The sequence below is a fragment of the Mucilaginibacter sp. L196 genome, from assembly GCF_009765905.1.
GTDB lineage: Bacteria > Bacteroidota > Bacteroidia > Sphingobacteriales > Sphingobacteriaceae > Mucilaginibacter.
On record NZ_LMUO01000015.1, the window covers coordinates 1,219,848 to 1,239,362 of the forward strand.

The 19,515-nt window shown below is 41.2% G+C and carries 18 protein-coding genes; 7 read left to right on the top strand and 11 right to left on the bottom strand.

What is annotated here, in order from left to right; all coding sequences use genetic code 11:
• The first annotated feature begins 19 nt into the window (after positions 1-19).
• The 5 genes from GSQ74_RS15965 to GSQ74_RS15985 are packed head-to-tail and all read left to right on the top strand — an operon-like array spanning position 20 to position 5,487.
• Complete coding sequence (locus tag GSQ74_RS15965; protein ID WP_158995022.1) at positions 20-661, top strand: (2Fe-2S)-binding protein; 642 nt, start codon at positions 20-22, stop codon at positions 659-661.
• Entirely contained in the window at positions 658-1,647 is a 990-nt protein-coding gene (locus GSQ74_RS15970) for a xanthine dehydrogenase family protein subunit M (protein WP_158995024.1), read from the top strand. Before GSQ74_RS15965 ends, GSQ74_RS15970 begins: the two co-directional genes overlap by 4 nt.
• Before the next feature lie 10 nt (positions 1,648-1,657).
• On the top strand, positions 1,658-3,790 hold the full coding sequence (locus tag GSQ74_RS15975) for a xanthine dehydrogenase family protein molybdopterin-binding subunit (RefSeq protein WP_158995026.1): 2,133 nt from the start codon (positions 1,658-1,660) through the stop codon (positions 3,788-3,790).
• 7 nt (positions 3,791-3,797) lie between these two features.
• A complete protein-coding gene (locus GSQ74_RS15980) occupies positions 3,798-4,907 on the top strand; it encodes an XdhC family protein (RefSeq protein ID WP_158995028.1) in 1,110 nt (369 codons plus the stop codon).
• A gap of 7 nt (positions 4,908-4,914) precedes the next feature.
• A complete protein-coding gene (locus GSQ74_RS15985) occupies positions 4,915-5,487 on the top strand; it encodes an NTP transferase domain-containing protein (protein WP_158995030.1) in 573 nt (190 codons plus the stop codon).
• Between the two features lie 63 nt (positions 5,488-5,550).
• On the opposite strand, the gene GSQ74_RS15990 is transcribed toward GSQ74_RS15985, so the two are convergent.
• Positions 5,551-7,542, bottom strand: a complete 1,992-nt coding sequence (locus tag GSQ74_RS15990; RefSeq protein ID WP_158995032.1) for an HRDC domain-containing protein — start codon at positions 7,540-7,542, stop codon at positions 5,551-5,553.
• A gap of 259 nt (positions 7,543-7,801) precedes the next feature.
• On the opposite strand from GSQ74_RS15990, the gene GSQ74_RS15995 reads away from it, so the two are divergent.
• Entirely contained in the window at positions 7,802-8,446 is a 645-nt protein-coding gene (locus GSQ74_RS15995; RefSeq protein WP_158995034.1) for an HAD family hydrolase, read from the top strand.
• Between the two features lie 79 nt (positions 8,447-8,525).
• Here the strand turns inward: GSQ74_RS15995 and GSQ74_RS16000 are convergent, their stop codons facing one another.
• Positions 8,526-9,890, bottom strand: a complete 1,365-nt coding sequence (locus tag GSQ74_RS16000) for an aspartate kinase (protein WP_158995036.1) — start codon at positions 9,888-9,890, stop codon at positions 8,526-8,528.
• 67 nt (positions 9,891-9,957) lie between these two features.
• The gene (locus tag GSQ74_RS22905; RefSeq protein ID WP_256366303.1) at positions 9,958-10,089 is read right to left on the bottom strand and encodes a hypothetical protein; all 132 of its coding nucleotides are present in this window, start codon (positions 10,087-10,089) and stop codon (positions 9,958-9,960) included.
• Positions 10,090-10,330: 241 nt separating this feature from the next.
• Here GSQ74_RS22905 and GSQ74_RS16005 point away from each other — a divergent pair, with 241 nt between their 5' ends.
• Entirely contained in the window at positions 10,331-11,686 is a 1,356-nt protein-coding gene (locus GSQ74_RS16005) for an MFS transporter (RefSeq protein ID WP_158995038.1), read from the top strand.
• A 5-nt stretch (positions 11,687-11,691) separates the two neighbouring features.
• On the opposite strand, the gene GSQ74_RS16010 is transcribed toward GSQ74_RS16005, so the two are convergent.
• The 8 genes from GSQ74_RS16010 to GSQ74_RS16045 form a co-directional block, all read right to left on the bottom strand.
• Complete coding sequence (locus GSQ74_RS16010) at positions 11,692-11,943, bottom strand: hypothetical protein (protein WP_216846761.1); 252 nt, start codon at positions 11,941-11,943, stop codon at positions 11,692-11,694.
• 71 nt (positions 11,944-12,014) lie between these two features.
• A complete protein-coding gene (locus GSQ74_RS16015; RefSeq protein WP_158995042.1) occupies positions 12,015-12,959 on the bottom strand; it encodes a GDP-L-fucose synthase in 945 nt (314 codons plus the stop codon).
• A gap of 219 nt (positions 12,960-13,178) precedes the next feature.
• Entirely contained in the window at positions 13,179-14,027 is an 849-nt protein-coding gene (locus GSQ74_RS16020) for a universal stress protein (RefSeq protein ID WP_158995043.1), read from the bottom strand.
• 275 nt (positions 14,028-14,302) lie between these two features.
• Complete coding sequence (locus GSQ74_RS16025; RefSeq protein ID WP_158995045.1) at positions 14,303-14,863, bottom strand: DUF892 family protein; 561 nt, start codon at positions 14,861-14,863, stop codon at positions 14,303-14,305.
• Between the two features lie 476 nt (positions 14,864-15,339).
• The gene (locus GSQ74_RS16030) at positions 15,340-15,756 is read right to left on the bottom strand and encodes a TetR/AcrR family transcriptional regulator (RefSeq protein ID WP_158995047.1); all 417 of its coding nucleotides are present in this window, start codon (positions 15,754-15,756) and stop codon (positions 15,340-15,342) included.
• A 218-nt stretch (positions 15,757-15,974) separates the two neighbouring features.
• Complete coding sequence (locus GSQ74_RS16035) at positions 15,975-16,484, bottom strand: GNAT family N-acetyltransferase (protein WP_158995049.1); 510 nt, start codon at positions 16,482-16,484, stop codon at positions 15,975-15,977.
• Between the two features lie 528 nt (positions 16,485-17,012).
• Positions 17,013-17,729 (bottom strand): helix-turn-helix domain-containing protein, encoded by a 717-nt coding sequence (locus tag GSQ74_RS16040; RefSeq protein ID WP_158995051.1) that lies wholly within the window; start codon positions 17,727-17,729, stop codon positions 17,013-17,015.
• 242 nt (positions 17,730-17,971) lie between these two features.
• A complete protein-coding gene (locus tag GSQ74_RS16045) occupies positions 17,972-19,351 on the bottom strand; it encodes an exopolysaccharide biosynthesis polyprenyl glycosylphosphotransferase (protein WP_158995059.1) in 1,380 nt (459 codons plus the stop codon).
• Between the last annotated feature and the right edge of the window lie 164 nt (positions 19,352-19,515).

Genomic DNA, 19,515 nt, shown 5'->3' on the forward strand with positions numbered 1-19,515 from the left:
TACATTTTATCCTATGATAATGTCTGATCAAAAGAAAGATATACCACCCGGGGACGAATCGCTGTTATCCGGTAACCGTCGTGATTTTTTGAAACAAACCACTTTTTTAACAGCTATCGCACTTGCACCAGTTGGCATTGTGAAGGCGGCTGAAAATAAGCTGGACGAGCAAATTGCCGCTGTTTTTGAAAAAATGCCCCTGACCATGGAAGTGAACGGCGTAGCCTGCCAGCTCTCGGTTGAGCCGAGGAGTACCCTGTTGGATGTATTACGCGAACAATTGGACCTGACAGGCACAAAAAAAGGCTGCGACAGAGGCCAGTGCGGCGCCTGTACGGTACACGTCAATGGCAGGCGGATCAATTCCTGTCTGAGTCTGGCTATCACCAACAATGGCAAAAAGATCACCACCATTGAGGGCCTGGCAAAAGGCGATGAATTGCACCCAATGCAGCAGGCCTTTATTGAGCGCGACGGTTTTCAATGCGGTTACTGCACCTCCGGCCAAATTATGTCGGCGGTCGCCTGTATCCACGAAGGGCATGCCAATTCTGAAACGGAGATCAGGGAATTTATGAGCGGCAATATCTGCCGCTGCGGGGCCTACCCAAATATTGTAAACGCGATACAGGATGTTGCCAAGGGAGGTGGAAACGCATGAACCAGTTCCAGTATAATAAGGCAAATGAATCGCTAAGCGCGGTGAAGTTAGCAGCCAAAGATCCGAATGCACATTTTTTAGCAGGCGGCACCAATTTGATCGACCTGATGAAAATGGGCGTGGTTATCCCATCAAAACTGATAGACATTAACCATCTACCTTTTTCAAAAATCGAGAAGATGCCCCATGCGCTGCGCGTCGGCGCTTTGGTAACCAATAGTGATGTAGCCGAAAACGACCTCATTAAATCTCACTTTCCGCTGCTTTCCTTAGCTATCAATGCCGGTGCATCGCCCCAGTTGCGGAACATGGCTACCGTTGGCGGTAACCTGATGCAGCGCACGAGGTGTCCCTATTTTTTTGATACTACGATGCCTTGTAATAAACGTAGCCCAGGCAGTGGCTGTGGCGCGCTGGAAGGCATTAACCGTATGCATGCCATATTTGGCGCGAGCGAGCAGTGTATTGCGGTAAACCCAAGTGATATGAATGTGGCCATGCGGGCGCTTGATGCTGTGGTGCATGTCAGCGGCCCAAAAGGCGAGCGGGCAATTCCAATAGCTGATTTTCATCGTTTACCCGGCAATCATCCTGAACTGGATAATACCCTGCAAAAAGGTGAACTCATCACCGCCGTTGACCTGCCGTATACCCCTTTTACCAAAAATGTGTATTACCTGAAAGTGCGCGACCGTTCCTCCTATGCATTTGCTTTGACATCCGCGGCGGTTGCCTTATATATTGAAAATGGTACCATCAAAGAAGCAAGGTTGGCTATGGGCGGCGTTGCGCATAAACCCTGGCGGTTAACCATTGCGGAGGAATTTTTAAAAGGCAAGGCAGTCAGTGAGGATCATTTTAAACAGGCATCGCAAATAGCCATGCAGGGCGCTAAGGCTTATCAGTATAATCAGTTTAAACTCAAACTTGCGCCGAACACTTTAGTGCAAAGTTTAAAAATGGCATCAGGAATAGCCTCTTCATAACAGTAGCATCATGAAAAAAGATACGATAGGAGAACCGCTGAACCGGGTGGATGGCAGGTTAAAAGTAACCGGTGGTGCAAAATATTCCGGTGAATATAAGTTCCCAAATTTAACTTACGCGGTGCTTGTACCCACCACCATTACGAATGGTACCGTTACCGCTGTCGATATCAGGGCAGCGAAATACGCGCCGGGTGTATTAGCAGTAATTACGCCATTTAACGCACCCAAAGTGCCCGGTTACCAGCCCGACGCTAAAAAGCCTGTAAAAGGCTTAAAGCTATTTAATGATAACCAGATTCATTTTAACGGCCAGCCAATAGCCCTGGTTGTAGCGGATACTTTTGAGCGCGCCACTTACGCAGCCTCCCTGGTAAAAGCCACTTACCAGGCACAGCCATTTGAAACCAACTTTCATAAAAACTTCGACAGCGGTGTAACACCGGATGGCGGTAAGTATAAAGATTATGTACGCGGCGAAGCCGATGCATATAAAAACGCGCCTGTAAAAATTGAGCAGGAATATATACAGCCATCAGAAATGCATAACCCAATGGAATTACATGTAACCACCGCCTATTGGGAGGGTGATGATCATGTGACCGTTTATACCAAATCACAAGGGGTAATGAGTTCGCAAAGGGCGGTTGCTGCCGCTTTTGATCTCGAGCCAACGAATGTGCAGATCAATTCGCGTTTTGTGGGCGGTGCCTTTGGTTCCTCATTGCGTACCTGGCCGCATGAGATAGCGGCTGTACAGGCGGCAAGACTGGTTAAACGCCCGGTAAAATTGACACTTACTCGTGAGCAAATGTTTACATTGGTAGGCTACCGGCCGCTAACCATCCAAAAAATAGGATTAGGCGCTACCGCGGATGGAAAGTTAGTTGGTATTACCCATGAATCGCATTCGCAAACTGCCGTATATGAAGAATTTACGGAAGGCGCGGTAAATGTTTCCAGGTTCCTCTACCAAAGCCCTAATGCCAATACCCGTTACAAAGTGGTGCCGTTGAATATCGGCGTGCCTGCGCCCATGCGAGGTCCCGGTGAATCAACCGGCGCTTACGCGCTGGAATCGGCTATGGATGAACTGTCCTATGCCTTAAACCTCGACCCTATTGAGTTAAGACTAAGAAATTATACTGATGCCGACCAGGAACGCAACCTACCCTGGTCGAGCAAATATTTAAAAGAATGTTATCAATTAGGTGCCGATCGTATCGGATGGAGCAATCGCGCGCAAAAACCCGGTACGGTAAAAGACGGCGACTGGTTAGTAGGTTATGGCATTGGCTGTGGTGCCTTCGGCGCTTATCGCGGCCACGCCGAAGCTAAAATCAAACTCATGGCCGATGGAAGCGTAAATATTCAAAGTGCCACAACCGATATTGGGCCCGGCACCAATACCGCCATGATTGTGATCGCGGCAGACACGTTAGGCCTACCCGCAGAAAAGATCACTTTCGATCTCGGTAATTCCTCCTTACCGCCTGCACCTACACAGGGCGGTTCGTCAACGGTTTCATCCGTTGGCTCAGCCGTGCATGATGTTTGCGTAGCCTTGAAACAAAAACTATACATATTACAAGGTAAGCCACAGGATAGTACGGATGATATTGATTATGCCGGCGTTTTAAAACAGCAAAATTTACCATATCTGGAAGTAACAAAAGGATCACAAAGTGGCGATAACGCCAAAAATTACTCGATGTACTCCTTTTCGGCACATTTTGCCAAAGTTTATGTACACCCGCTAACCGGTGTGGTAAAGATCAAGAACCTGATCGCTGTGGTTGATGCTGGTAAAATAGTGAACCATAAAACAGCAGCCAGCCAGATGAAGGGCGGCGCGGTTGGCGGCATCGGCATGGCTATGACCGAAGAAGCCATCATTGACGACCGTTTTGGCCGCTATGTTAATGGGAATTTCGCAGACTACCATGTACCAGTGAATGCCGACATCCCCCAGATCGAGGCTATCTTTATTGATAAGGCCGACCCTATCATCAATCCGGTCGGTACCAAAGGCATCGGGGAAATTTCATTGATTGGCGTAGCACCCGCCATTGCAAACGCGGTTTACAATGCCACCGGTATACGGGTAAGGGATCTGCCAATCACACCCGATAAGCTCATTTAGAATTACTATGAAGGAGATCATCGATATTGTCGACGCTTACGCGATAGCCAGCAGGCAGGGCAAAAAAACGGCCCTGGCCACTGTGGTATTGGTGGAGGGTTCGGCTTACCGGAAAGCCGGCGCAAGAATGCTGATCACCGAGGACGGACAGCTAACTGGTGCGATTAGCGGGGGATGTTTGGAGGGCGATGCTTTACGTAAAGCAAGGATGGTAATCTTACAGCAGGAAGCATTACTGGTTACCTATGATACTATGGATGATGACGATGCCAAACTAGGTGTTGGCCTTGGCTGTAATGGCATCATTCATATCCTTATTGAACCAATACATGAACGATCAAACAATCCAATAGATCTGTTAAAAACGATCATAGCCACGCGTGGCTATGCGGTACTGGTTACTTTATTTTCCATTGAAAACCGGAAAGCTCCACAGCCGGGCACCTGTTTATCCCTTACCCACCATAAAATGCTCGCTAATGGACTGGAAAACCTGCCCTTTCAAAATGAACTATCAATAGATGCCAGAGACGCTTTAACCAATCAATCATCTTCGATTTTTAACTATAATAATTATACTGCATTTATTGAATGCGTGAAGCCATTGATATCTTTGGTTATTATTGGTGCAGGAAATGATGCTATTCCATTAACCAAAATAGCCGCCGTATTAGGCTGGGACATTACCGTAATTGATGGCCGGCCAAACTATGCTGTAGCTGATCGTTTTCGGCTAGCCCAAAAAGTATTGGTCGCCAAACCTGAACAGGTATTGGATAACCTGGAATTAAATGAATGGACAGCCTTTGTGCTGATGACCCATAATTATAATTATGAGATCGCTTTTTTAAAGGAACTATTACCTTTAAAGGTATCCTACATAGGTATTCTGGGGCCAAAAAAGAAACTGGAACGCATGCTGGGCGAGCTGGAAGACAAAGGTGCACACATTACTGATGAAAATATGGATGCTATACACGGGCCGGTAGGATTGGATATCGGATCAGAAAATGCTGAAGAGATCGCTTTATCCATCATTGCAGAGATCAAAGCAGTATTCTCTGCAAGAAGCGGCAACCCGTTAAAATATAAAACTTCCGTTATACATAGCTTATAATATAACGATGACCGGCCTTATTATACTTGCAGCAGGAGAATCAGGCAGACTGGGACGGCCCAAACAAAACCTTTTATTTCAGGGGCAGACACTTTTGCAAAGGGCTGTTGGAACCGCGCTGGCTTCGGCTTGCGTGCCGGTCATGGTTATACTTGGCGCTAATGCTGATCAGATCGCGCCTATTGCAAACGCCGACATCATTTATAATGATGACTGGAAGGGAGGCATGGCTTCATCCATACGACTTGCTGTTAGCGCAATAACAAAAGATGCTACCATTAGTGCGATTATTATTATGCTGTGTGACCAACCTTTTGTAAGCGCGGAATTGCTTAATTCAATGATCACAACGCAGCTTCAGACAGGTAAATCCATAGTGGCCTGCACATATAATGGCACCACGGGCGCACCTGTGTTATTTACTAAAGCATGGTTTCCTGAATTGTTGCTATTACAGGGACAGGAAGGTGCTAAAAAAATCATCAAAAACCACCCGGAACATGTGGCCACGGTAACGTTTAAGCAAGGAAGTATTGATATCGATACACAGGCAGATTACGATAATTTGGCCAATTTGTAAAACGCGCTAGCGTTGTAGTGAAATCTTAATTTTTCAGGCAATGCTGGTGAAGACACGTTGAGATCAAAACAAGTTAACCTGTTCCGCTCCCCCACCCGATAACTCACGCTGGTAAACACGGATGAGCCCGATTAGTTCCGCGCCATATTGGCCAGCCTTATGCGGCCCAACTCCTTTAATGCCGCTCAATGCCTTAAGCGTCTCCGGCAGCTTCTCCGCAATAGCCGCTACTGTTTTCTCAGATAGTATCATGCTTGGCATCACCTCATCCGCTAATGCCTTTACTTCCCGCCACTCAAGTAACCGCTCATAGAGTAATTCATTGGGTAGCGCATTTAACGCCTTTAAATAAGAATACAAAGGCGTCGCCAATTTATTTTTAGCCAGCGCCAGGTAACTATCTGTGGCAAAAGGATGAACTGCGAAACACTCCAGTAAACGGATACGGTTCATCAGCCAGCTAATCAACTGGTCCGCCTTAGCCGCCCTATCTTTTGACTGGCCAATGAGCGATGGTAATTGCAGATGCAGCGATTCGATAGCCGCCAGGGATTTCTCCAAAAAATAGCTTGCCGCTTGTGGACTTCGTTCAGGATTTAATTGTTTAATAAACTTTTCAGCCACGTTTAAAATATCGCTTTTGAACGTCGGTAGCATCAAGTCAAAACCGTTAAGTTTAACTTGCAGTGGAACAAAATTAAACAATTCTGTCAGCAGGAACCTTCGGTATAATTCTTGGGCATGCTCCAAGCTTTTCGCATCAGGAGCAATAGTTTTAGCCTGCTCGGTAAAACGGGCGACGGCAGGATCACCGATGATATTATGCGCAGCTATCGGGTTACGCAATATCATCCCGGATAAGGTTCGGCAGCGGCTCAAAGCCACATAAGCCTGCCCATGCGCGAATGATTCCGAAACATCGATGATCGCCTTATCAAAACTCAAACCCTGGCTTTTATGGATCGTAATCGCCCAGGCTAGTTTTAACGGTATCTGTGCAAAACTACCTACATTTGTTTCATTGATTGCCTCACCCGCCAATTGATATTTCACATTTGTCCATTCCAGTGCCTCAACCGAAAGTTCCTTTTCTTCACGTCCGCATTGCACAAAAACAGTCTTGTCCTCAATACGGGTTACCGTTCCAATCTTGCCATTATAAAATAGCTTTTCTGCTGAACTATCATTTTTCACAAACATCACCTGCGCACCGGTCTTCAGCTTTAAACTGGTTTCTGTCGGATAGGCATCCTTTGGAAACTCTCCGCGAATCGTCGCAGTAAACTCTATTTCATTACCCGCCAATGCATCCAAAAACTCCGAATTGACTTGTTGGGCAATCCCGTTATGAGTGGTTAGTGTGATATAAGGATCTTCGGCAGTAGGTCGAAAATCCGGTACATAGCGTGCATTCAGCAACGCTAAACTTTCAGGGCTGAGTTGTTGGTTGCGTACCTCATTTAAAATATCCACAAAAGCCTGCTCCTTTTGCCGAAACACATGGTTGAGTTCAATGCGCACATAAGCCGCTTTTTGCATTACCAGGCTGCTAAAGAAATACGGGGTCGCATAGTGGGGCCGTAGGATACCCCATTCTTCCTCGCGAATGATCGGGCTTAGCTGAGACAAATCCCCGATTAATAACAATTGTACCCCGCCAAAAGGATAAGTCGAACCTTTGATGTTCCTTAGGATCAGATCGATTTGGTCCAGCACATCCGGCCTGACCATACTGATTTCGTCAATAATTAACAACTCCAAAGCAGCTAACAATTCTTTTTTTTCCAGGCTGTAATGTACTTCCGGTCGTTCCGTGCCACCGGGTATCAGTGGCCCGAATGGCAGTTGAAAGAAAGAATGAATAGTCATTCCACCTGCATTGATCGCTGCCACACCCGTCGGCGCCACTACCGCCAGTTTCTTTTTGGAAGTATGCCGCAGGTTTTGCAGAAACGTAGTTTTACCTGTTCCCGCCTTACCCGTCAGGAAAACCACAGTATTCGTACTTTCTAAGTAATCATAAGCCAGTTGCATCACTGGATTGAACTCCGTCATCTTACCTGCAATGTTAAACAATCATCTAAAATTCTATCCCTTATAAAACACCTCTTTTTCGATTTTTTATCCACAGGCATATTGCGTACATTGGAAGCAGGCTTCGTTGTTTCATCCTCCAGTGTCATAAAATATTGGGGTGGGATTTCGATTAATGAGAAAAAATAACTAATTAAGCAAAAATGTCTTAACCTGTCACACTTCATGCTAGTTATAATCCGATTTAAGCACCTCCACTATTCTCTTATTAAATCTTATAATGAAATCTCCTAGTGCCATTATTTACGACCTCGACAATACAATTTATCCTGTCAGTGCTATATCCAAGGATGTTGCATCACCAGTTTTTAATGCAATTCTAGATGTGGGGAAAAAACATTTTCCAATTACAAAGCTACAAGAGATCATGAACGATTGCTATAGAATATCTATACGCGAGATAATCAAGAAATATGAATTCCCTGTTGAGATGGTCAATATCGTTGAAATTGCTTTCGATAAAATGACTATTGATTATCAACTAGATACATATTCAGACTATCCGGCCATAAAGAATATATCTGGCCGGCGTTTTTTAGTTACTTCAGGTCATTTTAAGTTCCAGAATCTTAAAATCGATAATCTTAGCATTCGTAAGGATTTTGATGAAATTTTCATACATGACGATGATGATGAAGGTTGTATAGGAAAAACGAGAATCTTTACACAGATATTAAAGAACTTTAATCTTGATAAAGAAAGTGTTATAATAGTTGGAGATAGCATTAACTCAGAAATAGCTGCCGGGAAAAACCTAGAATTAATTACAGTCCAAATTTTGCGCCATGGAGTAAAGAAATCTGCTGGCGCTACTCATTATATTAAAAATTTTCACGACTTGGCCTACCTCATAAAAAAAGCATAAAACAAACTATAAACATTGAACCAGACCACCTGATTCCGGCGCAAGCACTTGGATGGAAAAAGCTTGAAACATAGGAATCTTACCCTACCACTTTATTTAATGCGATGATGGCCGTCTTGAACTGCGCTCGTTCGATCAAGAATTGAATGTTGACTTTGCCTTTGGCGACACCCGCACTGATGATGTTGATCTCGTATTTGGCGAGGGCTCTGGCAGCGTTGGCGAGGAGACCGGGCTGGTCCATGTTAGTGCCGAGGAGACAGACCATCGCGACGGGTTCGGTGCTTACTTTTTCGAATTGCTTTTCCAGGTCGGTGATGAGTTCTGGTTTGAAGTCGCTTTCCCAGATGACGATGCTGATGCTGTTGGCGCTGGTAACTTTGAAAGTGTAACTAACGCCATGCTGGTAAAAGAGCTGCATGATGGCTAGGTCGGAGCCGACGTTGCCAGTCATCAGCGGGTCGTAGATATCGATCAGGAGTTGCTGGTCGGTGCCAGTGATCACTTCTACCCTTTTAATCTTGCTGATGTAATCTTTGGTGATGAGGGTGCCGGGATGAGCCGGTTCAAAAGTATTCTTGATCCGCAGGTGTATACCGGCCATTTCCAACGGTTTGGCTGCTTTGGGATGGATGGCTTCCATACCTACGTCGGCGAGTTGATCGGCAATATCATAATTGGTATTGCCGACGGGCTTAACGTTCTCTATACCCACCAGGCCGGGATCTGCCGTGGATAAATGGTATTCCTTATGGATAATGGCTTCCTGTGGTTTTAAAATTTCGGCGATCTTACTAAAAGTGACTTCGGAATACCCCCTATCAAACTCGCGCATAATACCTTCAGTCCCCTTGGCATAGCCTGTCGTGATACAGATGCAGTTGCTCAGATCAATAGCCCTAAAAGCATCAGCGATCCGCTCGCTGATGGTCAGCGCGCGACGATCCTCAAAACCCGACAGGTCAATGAGTTTGGCATTGATGCCTTTGCGCTGGAGTATATCAGCAAGAACATAAGCCGAATGAGTCTCACCAATAGAAGCTAATATTTCCCGGGCGGCCAGCAGGATACCCTCGTTGAGGTAACCCGAAGCGAGCATGGTTGTGGCGCTTTCCAAATAGGTCAGCGCTTTGGCAATGTGCCGGTCAATAAAATCATTGGCTTTGGCCACATCAAGACCAAGCGTTCCAAATGATTGATTCAGCGATTTTAGTTGGTTTGCAACCTCGGTGAGCGTCTCATGATAATCTTCATTATTCGCCAGTTTGTGATAAACGCCCGGCGCCTTGGTTTTCTTGTTTTCTAATAACAAGTTGGTCACACCCGAAAACGCCGATACCACGAACACACGGTCCTGCAGCTGCCCATTAAAATAAATAATATTTTCGATCACTTCTTTGAGCGCACTCATCGAAGTCCCGCCGATCTTTTCTACCGTTAGCATAATTCAAATTAAAAATCCGAAACTAAGGATTTTTAATCTTTATAAAAACAGGGAGTGGCAGCAGGCATTATTTCTTTTTGCCTGCGGATACGTCATCCTTAGAAACTGTTTTCTTACCGCTCTGATAATCAGATGTACTTTTTTTACCGTCAGTTGCCGGGGCCTTTTTAACGTTCTTACTGCCTTTGTCTTTGCTCATGATTGTTGGTTTTAATTTAACTAGCTTGTTCTGTCAGGAAAGCGATCAGGTGTACTTCCAGTAATCGCATTGATATAATCAACGAATCCGGTTTTCAATAAGCCGAACAGCGTTTCCGCATTTAAGGGTTTTACATTTTGGATAACAGTCATACCCATGCACAAGCATTCGGCAGGCGTTATGTTTGAGGATGCGACGATTTAATTTTCCGGCTATCCCATCTGATGATTAGCTTTGCCGCATGAAGTCACCTTCTTTCAGATGGGTCGTTTTGGCAACGAGCCTGGCTTTTGTGGTCGCGCAGCTGGATGTTTCTATAGTAAACCTTGCTTTGCCACAGATCGGGAACGCCTTTAGGGCGGGGATCAGTACATTACAATGGGTGGTTGACGCCTACACCTTGGCTTTTGCCGTATTGATGCTTTCGGCCGGTAGTATCAGCGACCGGCTGGGTTCACGGCGCATCTTTCAGTTGGGCATTGTCATCTTTGGTTTGGCGTCCGCAGGTTGCGCTTTTGCGCCGGATGGGGTGTCGCTGGTTATAGCCAGGGTCATCCAGGGCATGGGGGCAGCGATGATGATACCCAGTTCGCTGGCCTTGCTCAACGGGCATTTTGCGCATCAGCCGGAGGTCCGTGCGCGGGCAGTGGGATTATGGACAGCTGCGGGTAGCGCGGCGATGGCAGCGGGGCCAACGATTGGCGGCTTGCTCATCGAACTCGCCAACTGGCGGTTTATCTTCCTGATCAATATACCCATCTGCCTGGCGGGTTTCCTGCTGAGTTTCAGATTGAAAGATGGAAAAGTCAACACAGGAAGTGGGAAATTTGACTGGGCCGGTCAGCTGAGCTGGACATTGGGGATCACGGCGCTGATCGCAACCATTATTGAAGGGCCGAAACTAAGTTTCGGCAATCCATTGGTAATCACAGGTTTGGTCTTTTTCTTGGTAATGTTTATAGTTTTCTTGTGGATCGAAAGAAAAGCGTCCCGCCCGGTATTGCCGCTGTACTTATTTGGCTCCGGTACATTTAATGCTTTATTAATGTTGGGCGCGGTGTTGAATGGCGCTTATTACGGAAGCATCTTTGTATTAAGTCTGTATCTACAGCAGGTGTTACACTATACATCTTTAGTTGCGGGTCTGGCCTTTATCCCACTGACTGCAGGCTTTGTGCTTTCCAACGTAGCCAGCGCACGCATCATTGCCCGTTACGGTACTTGGAAACCTATTTTGTTTGGATTAGGCATTTTCGCCTTGGGTTTCGCTGGCTTGTTTATTGCTGGCACAGATACCCCCTATTGGAAGCTATTTTTACCCTTCCTGACCATTTCAACCGGTATGGGGCTTGCCGTACCTGCCATGATCAATGGTGTTCTCGGCAGTGTGGATAAACAACTTTCGGGCACCGCCTCTGCAATACTCACCACCTCCCGTCAAACCGCAGGCGCTATCGGCGTTGCAGTATTTGGAGCCATGGCCGCGGGAAATGGTTACGCGATCCTTCATGGCGTTTACCAAGCCTCGGCTGTTTCTATAACCATCACGGTCATCGCCCTGATCATAATCTACAGGATCGCTAGAAAACAAAATTGAAATAATTAAATAATAAATGATTGGTTGTAAAAGAGGAGAATTACGTTGCGATGATCTATAAAATCATGAGCCAGCGGTTTCATATAGCGTTGAAACTTAGTTTCGCTATCCTTGGTGGTATCCAAATAATTCTTCAGTACGGCACCCATCCTAGCTTCAGCATACATTTTCTTTTCGTAAGGAGTGGGAAAGCCCGCTATCATTTGTTCGAATGCAGCAAAGGGTATCGCGGTGAGCGAGAATATTGGAATCAGCAAGACTAGCAACTTTATCTTATCTAGCCATCCTAATCGATAATCAGAAGCTAAACAAAATAATTTTAAATTTATTAGCGCTCAACAACTGATAAACCTTTGCTTAAAAAATCCTTGTATGTTAATGCAATGCCTTCGGCTAAGGTAGTGTGATATTTCCACCCTGCTTCGGTCAGTTTAGTTACATTCATCAGTTTTCTTGGTGTACCATCTGGTTTTGAAGTATCAAATTTTATTTCGCCCTGGTAACCAATTATTTGTTTTACAAGTAAAGCCAAGTTTTTGATAGACAAGTCTTCACCTGTACCAATGTTGACTAGTCCGGGTTCATTATAAATTAGCATAAGGTAGTAGCAAGCTTCTGCCAAATCATCGGCAAATAAAAATTCACGTTGAGGCGACCCTGTACCCCAGATAACAACTTCCGGTATATTTTGCTCTTTAGCCTCATGAAAACGACGTATTAAAGCCGGCAATACATGTGAATTTTGTGGATGATAATTATCATTGTAGCCATATAAATTGGTAGGCATTACCGATATATAATTGCAACCGTATTGAGATCGGTAAGCATCGCACATTTTTATGCCTGCAATTTTGGCAATAGCATAAGGTTCGTTGGTTTCCTCAAGCGGACCTGTTAACAAGTATTCTTCTTTTAACGGCTGAGGAGCCAGTTTAGGGTAAATACAACTTGATCCCAGGAACATCATTTTTTTTACGTCATTAAGGTAAGAGCTATGGATAACATTCATTTGTATCTGTAGGTTATCGTACAAGAATTCTGCACGGTAAGTATTGTTAGCTATAATTCCACCAACTTTTGCGGCCGATAAAAACACATACTCGGGTTTTTCCTGACTAAAAAAATCGCTTACCTGTTGCTGATTGCGCAAATCAAGTTCTGATGAATTACGCATAACGAAATTAGTGAATCCCTCTTTAACCAGTTTACGGTAAATTGCCGAGCCAACCATTCCTTTATGACCAGCTATGTATATTTTCGCTTGCTTATTCATAGAATAACTATTCAAATTGATTTTTCTTAACGTATCCCGATTCTTTAACAATTTCTCTTTACCAAACATATCCCTTTGATAGAAGTAATTCAGTAAGGTAATCGCCACCCTGGCCAGTTATGCCTGTTAATAAAGTTTTTTTAGAAAAATTTAAGGACTCGATTTAGGTGCATAGATTCATCTATTAAATTAATTACATAAACAGCATAAATTGGGCGACTAAAGCTGCGTGGGTTTATTTACCACTTCTTTACGGCAGATTAAAAGTGGCGCAATTTGTTGCAAGGCCATAGCCCGATTCTCATTTTGCAGCGAACGACTCCTGCGAACTAAAGCAAGCAAATCGTGTGGTATTTGCATTGATAATTTTGTCAAATCAGGTGGCCCATCCTGATATCGTTCCTGGTAACTGATGCGATTATAACGACTAAGATGCATCAAATCATCGAAGTATTTTTTGGCACAGCAGGTACGAACCTGCCGATTGGAAACGACACGTGTTAACACGATTTCACTCTTAAATATATCGGCAAATTTGATGACTTCGCAAACTGACCTATACTCATCTTCCTTCAACATAGTTACAAAGACTATTTTTTTGAAAGGTTTAAATTCCATACCCGGAGGTATTAACAATAACGTTAGCCCTGTCCGGTCCACCAATTTTTTGATCCAGTCTTCCATTAAAGTACTAGGAGTCTTTTGGTGCGATCCTGAAATTAATAAATTTACCTTATCGTTCTGATTGTAATTCAATAGCAACGGATCGAAAATACCGTTAACCCATTGATACCTTACAGATGGTAGATAGGCATCAGGAGCAAAAGTTTCGGCGAGCTTGCGCGTAGTAACGCTTAATTGACGTAACCTTTCAATTCCTGCGTTTTGATTGACTATCAAACTTTCCTCTGACCACCCATCTCCCCTTAATGCGGGTATAGACACTATATGCTGGAAACAACAATGTAGAACAATGTCCATTTTAAGACAGGATGCTAATTTGAATGCATATTCTGCAATTTGGTTCGCATTTACTGAAAAATCCACCATTACAAGTATTTTATTCATAATTGTTGTTTATTGTAAGATCATTGGGTAGAAAGTAAAGATTATTGGATACTACAAATTGGGGGCCTTTCTTAAATGCCCCACAAGCATAACTTTACTAATTCCTGATATGGGGGCGTAGAAGAGACAACGAAGATAAAAATAGAGTGCAAAAAAATATAAATTACTATTTGTGTTAAATACAAGGCGGCCTAAACGGTCATTATTTTCACTTTCTATACTGCGAAAAGTTGCCGTCATGGCGATAGTAGCAATTCTCCCGATTACCTTAATCACTAAACCGATTTGTGACCTTTTTTTATTACCCCCGAATTAACATATTCATGTATTATTAATTCATATAACTCCTTATTATCTTTCGCTATATCTAAGTTTTGCCTTATTAGGAGCAACAAAGCACTATTGTGTATCGATAACCCGAGTTCATATAAAATTGAATAACTTGTAATCTCCATACTTTGCAAAGCAACTAAATCGAAGAGAATACCGAGCTCTGTTTCGAGATTAGATGCAGCTGCAGTGTTGACAGTTTTAATAATTTCATATGTAATTGCTTTTACTTCGTCGCATTCCTGCGTCTCATATTTTTCGCCGATCATATTAAAAATCTCTTTAATTCTATTCAACTGGATATGTATTTCTCCAATATTTTCCTGTATTGCTTGTTTGAGAGTCGTGCGTGAAACATTAGCTGCAAATATTGGTAGGTATTCCAACAGACAATGTTTAATGCTAAAAATATCGCTCAATTGCGTAATAAAGATTTTTTTGATGCAATCCTGATGCGATTGATGAGGACCACTAATCAGACTGGTTCCTTTTTTTGCTTTCATCATTAACCAATTAAATAAAACTTATTAATTATCAGGTTTAAAAAAAACGTAAGAGTTCTTAATTAGATACATTTAGTGTTTAAATGAATAAGTAATAAAAGACTTTATCTTATTTATTTAAAACATTGTTATAATAAAGAAAAGATTAGATCACGACTATAGATTTGATAGACAAGATCAGTAATTCAGCGAGCTGAGCACATTTCGGAGAAAAATAAAAAACAGAAAAGCACTACACTACTTTGGATTACCAAAGTAAATCACATCCCTTCAGTTTATAGATATGAGCGAATGAATTTGGGGGGATATTCACGCTAGAGTTAAAAAACGATGTTGTCTAAAAGAACCTTTAATGTTTAAGATTGTAGTATTGAACTTTACAGTCTTTAATAAAGCAATCAGATCTTCAGCTAAAATATACTAGCAAGATATTACCATATTAAAACACTAGTAATAAGTTAAGTACGAGTGAAATCATATTAGGCTTCTTTAGTATTGTTAAAAAAATTTTGATTTATTCTTTCCAGCAATCTAATATATCTTTCCATCCAATAGTATATTGGATCGCTGTTTTGTTCCCCTCCATCAATGTCTTTTAATACTTCTTTATCCAGCAGGCAAGATCTATTAGCTAACTCATCTGGAAATTCTACTGAAAAATCATGAGAGGTGACCAACCCAATTTTAACAATTATATCAGTACTTAATTTCTTAGTTTCAAACCAGTGGTACAACGTAGGTCTGCTAACGTCCAATCGCCTGGCGATTTCACTTATGCTTATACAATTGCTCCGAATATGTCGCTCTATTATTTGCCCATGATGAATATTATTTCCATCATGCCGTAAGGCATTTCTTAAACCTGGGTTATCGGATTTTTTAAGTTCGCTTTGCATAAATTCATCTTTAAATTAATTAAACATTGAAATGAGTGCAGTTGAGCCCAAATAGTAGAGTTGGTCAGGGTAGATGACTTAAAAAGCTTTAATTATTAATATTTTATTATAATTAAATATACTTCTTTCTAATTTAAAATACATGATGATACACATAAATACAGGCTTTAAAAGGTCTTTCTTTACCTAATAAGGGTATAAACCTCAAATTCGATTTCTTAATTTCTACTAATAGAATATTTATTTAAAAATTTATTTTTCGAAATAGTCATATAAAGCATCCCGCGTTCGTGATGATTAATCTCAAAACCAAGTTTTTCATAACGTGTTATTGCAGATATATTTGACGGATGAATTTTCAAGTAAATTATTTCTAAACTTTTTTCTAAAAAGCCGTATTGAATCATTAAAAATGCGGCCTGTAACCCCACTCCTTTTTCCTTGTAAAGCGAATTTCCAATATAGCAATGCAGTTCAGCACGATTACCACGGATATTAATTAATTCTACGTTACCTACATATGTGTCAAGTTCTTGCAGACAAATAGCAAACAGTATTTGATTCGTTTGCTTTAGTTTATAACGCAGCCAGGCCATTTCGTCTTCTATAGTGTTATTATTCAAGCAGGTCATTTTTTTAAAAGACCAAAGGTCTTTATCATCGTTCCATAAAATGGAAGTATTGGCATCCTCTAAAAGTGGAATTCTTATATAAATCATAACTATCATACAACTCGCGATATGCATTTAATTTAAAAATCATAACTAATTAAACAAATGACCGTAAGTAAATTAAACGAAATCTCGTCGATGTCATATAATTGCAGTTGTCGGCAAGTTTACCCTTACTGTGGTCTTGGTATCCAGAAAAATGAATTATATCCACCAATAGAGAGTCTTAAATGCTGATTCAACTATTCAATTCTACAACACGATGCCAAAATCGAAGACATCTAATAGCTGTTTGAATTAAGGCGTAATAAAATATATAAAGGAGCGTGGAGATCCTTATATCCAAAAAAGATAAATGATATATTCCCCATTAATTCTTCAATGTGAAATATTATCAACATATATCGATTATTGTTAGCTATTGGTATCCATGGACATATATACCAGATAATATTGGCCAGGCCTCATATTCATTAAGTTCAGCCGACCTTCATTAATATCCACTGGTCCTTTCTTAATGCAATTCTAACGTATCGGTCCACATTGTTTTAAGTTCTGGTATAAGCCGATTGTAGATAGAACTAATTAAACCATTTTTTTAAAATGTGAAATATCATCAACACATATCAATATATATCGTTCATTGATATCTAATTGTGGCCAGGGACGTATATACCAGGTAATCCAAATAGGCCCCATATTTATTAAATTAAGTTGTCCCTCATTAAAGTGCACAGTTCCGTTGTTAACGCAATTTTCTAACGCATCGGCCCACATTGTTTTGAGTTCTGGCAGAATCCGGCTATAGACGGAGCCAACTAAGCCATTTTTTTTAAATTCAAAAACATTAGTCCATTCTTTCGAGAAAACCACATATTTAAATTTATTATCAAGTACTGCTACCGGAAATCCAGCCTGACTTACAGTGCTTAAAATTAAGTTCTCGGTTGAATTACTGCCTTTATAAAGCAAGCTTTGCTTTTGAGATTTATGTTCCAGATATTTTTTATACCAAACAGTAAAGTTGCTTTGATTTGCAAACTTTAGCATCCAGGCTATCTGTTTTTTATTGTACCGATTTTCGTCCAATAACTTTTCTGCCATTTCCATCTGCAAGAACCTGTAAAATGAAAATAATGTAGTGTTGAACTTAGCTTTGAAATGGCGTTTCAATTTTGTTTCAGAAATGAAATGAAGTTTTGAAAGTGCTGTAATTCCAGGGAATCCAGTCAGTAACGACGACTGTAGATTATCTTCGATTTTTTTTAAAACTTCATCGTCATAATAAAGCAAGTGTTTCATTTTACATTGCGGGTTTAACATAAAGTATAAGATTACAGCATCTTTAATTTTACAAATAGATGTAATAGAGAATTATTAAATTCTCTGATGAATCTTTGATGAATTAAAAAAATGGTAAATGCTTCTAGGTAGGTAGGAAAAAAAAACAGATGTGTTGACTTAGTTGAGTCAAGCAACGCAATAGCACTTCAAAATATTCTATAACTTAATATAAATAAAAGTAAGATAAATTTATGTATTTTTTAATAAACTTTATCCTTTCCTGTAAATATATTAAAAATTGTAATGATGATAATTTTTAAATCCAATATAAACTTCCAGTGCTCCAAATACCAAATATCATGTTTAACTCTTTCCTCCATCGATTTTACGTCGCGGGTTTCGCCTCTTAAACCCTTTATTTGAGCCAATCCGGTGATCCCTGGTTTCATATATTGCCTGACCATATAATTCTCAATGATTCGGCTATATTCATCTGTGTGTTTAAGCATATGAGGCCGGGGCCCTACCACACTCATATTTCCGATCAGTACATTAAAAAATTGAGGAAATTCATCAAGGCTTGTTTTTCTTAAAAATTTCCCTACGTCCGTTATTCTCGCATCGCCTTTAAAAACCTGTTTCGTATCGCTTTCATTATTCATGTACATACTCCTAAATTTATAACACCAAAATTGCAGATTATTTCTTCCGGTTCTTTTTTGTTTGAAAAGTACCGGCCCAGGGCTTTGGCATTTAATAATAATAGCTAAAAGAGGGTAAAGCCAACTCAAAATAAAAAAAAGTGCGAAAAGACTAATTGTTATATCTAACAGTCTTTTCCTTATACGATGAGGGCCTTCTTCCAAGGGTTCTGAATTCGGGCTAATAATTTGAATGTGGTCTAAATAATTTACGCAAAAACTACCTGTAGCCGGATACTTGAAATCCGATACAAATTTCAACCTGATACATCTCTTATTAGCTTCTAAAATCATATCATCTATAATATGATTGCTACAATGAGAGAGTGTGGTATAAACCTCGGTTACGCCGTTTATGGTTGCTTGATCAAGCTGGTTTACAAAACTAATTAACTCATCTTTTGCATTATCAGCATTTTCGTGATGTTCGCCATTCAAAAAACCCTCAAACGAGAAGATCGTATCATTTGTCTTAAAGTATTCGGCTAAACGAAGCGCACTTTGGTTAAAGCCCCAAATAGCTACTTTTTTTTGCTTAATAATAGTTCCATTAGCATGTCTTTCAAGTACATTAAATAAAAACTCCCTCAACAAAAAATTGAACGTTGTGAGTATACAGAAGAAGAATAGAAACACACGCCCCCCAAAAAATTGGCCGGTAAAGAAAAAGCAAAGTATTACCATTACCATATAGGCTAATAGCTTATTCCAGAAATGGTATTGCTTTTTTTTCGCAAAAACAGATGTTGAATGGCGAAAATAGCTTGAACAAGCAAACCACAACAAATTAATAATAATGATAAAGCTTCGCCCCCATATAGGGAACGGAGAATTATAATTACTTGCGATTGCCAATGAGAGGCAGTAAACATAGTTAAGAATTATATAATCTGATACTTGAATAATTAACCATGGTGAATAGTTGTAGTAATTTTTCATGTTACGTTTTCTAATTTTTTTCACTTATCGACGAATACAGGATATAATCAACGGTAATACCGACCTTATTCTAAGTCGTAATATTAACAGGAAGAAATTTTGAGAATTTTCACAAGAATTACATCAAATGAATGCTTAAACTGATTCATAGTCTGTGACTTGCT

Excerpts from the sequence above, each read along its gene's own strand:
- GSQ74_RS15965 (WP_158995022.1), top strand. The coding sequence starts at position 20 with ATGTCTGATCAAAAGAAAGATATACCACCCGGGGACGAATCGCTGTTA.
- GSQ74_RS15970 (WP_158995024.1), top strand. The coding sequence starts at position 658 with ATGAACCAGTTCCAGTATAATAAGGCAAATGAATCGCTAAGCGCGGTG.
- GSQ74_RS15975 (WP_158995026.1), top strand. The coding sequence starts at position 1,658 with ATGAAAAAAGATACGATAGGAGAACCGCTGAACCGGGTGGATGGCAGG.
- GSQ74_RS15980 (WP_158995028.1), top strand. The coding sequence starts at position 3,798 with ATGAAGGAGATCATCGATATTGTCGACGCTTACGCGATAGCCAGCAGG.
- GSQ74_RS15985 (WP_158995030.1), top strand. The coding sequence starts at position 4,915 with ATGACCGGCCTTATTATACTTGCAGCAGGAGAATCAGGCAGACTGGGA.
- GSQ74_RS15990 (WP_158995032.1), bottom strand. The coding sequence starts at position 7,542 with ATGACGGAGTTCAATCCAGTGATGCAACTGGCTTATGATTACTTAGAA.
- GSQ74_RS15995 (WP_158995034.1), top strand. The coding sequence starts at position 7,802 with ATGAAATCTCCTAGTGCCATTATTTACGACCTCGACAATACAATTTAT.
- GSQ74_RS16000 (WP_158995036.1), bottom strand. The coding sequence starts at position 9,890 with ATGCTAACGGTAGAAAAGATCGGCGGGACTTCGATGAGTGCGCTCAAA.
- GSQ74_RS22905 (WP_256366303.1), bottom strand. The coding sequence starts at position 10,089 with ATGAGCAAAGACAAAGGCAGTAAGAACGTTAAAAAGGCCCCGGCAACT.
- GSQ74_RS16005 (WP_158995038.1), top strand. The coding sequence starts at position 10,331 with ATGAAGTCACCTTCTTTCAGATGGGTCGTTTTGGCAACGAGCCTGGCT.
- GSQ74_RS16015 (WP_158995042.1), bottom strand. The coding sequence starts at position 12,959 with ATGAATAAGCAAGCGAAAATATACATAGCTGGTCATAAAGGAATGGTT.
- GSQ74_RS16020 (WP_158995043.1), bottom strand. The coding sequence starts at position 14,027 with ATGAATAAAATACTTGTAATGGTGGATTTTTCAGTAAATGCGAACCAA.
- GSQ74_RS16025 (WP_158995045.1), bottom strand. The coding sequence starts at position 14,863 with ATGATGAAAGCAAAAAAAGGAACCAGTCTGATTAGTGGTCCTCATCAA.
- GSQ74_RS16030 (WP_158995047.1), bottom strand. The coding sequence starts at position 15,756 with ATGCAAAGCGAACTTAAAAAATCCGATAACCCAGGTTTAAGAAATGCC.
- GSQ74_RS16035 (WP_158995049.1), bottom strand. The coding sequence starts at position 16,484 with ATGATAGTTATGATTTATATAAGAATTCCACTTTTAGAGGATGCCAAT.
- GSQ74_RS16040 (WP_158995051.1), bottom strand. The coding sequence starts at position 17,729 with ATGAAACACTTGCTTTATTATGACGATGAAGTTTTAAAAAAAATCGAA.
- GSQ74_RS16045 (WP_158995059.1), bottom strand. The coding sequence starts at position 19,351 with ATGAAAAATTACTACAACTATTCACCATGGTTAATTATTCAAGTATCA.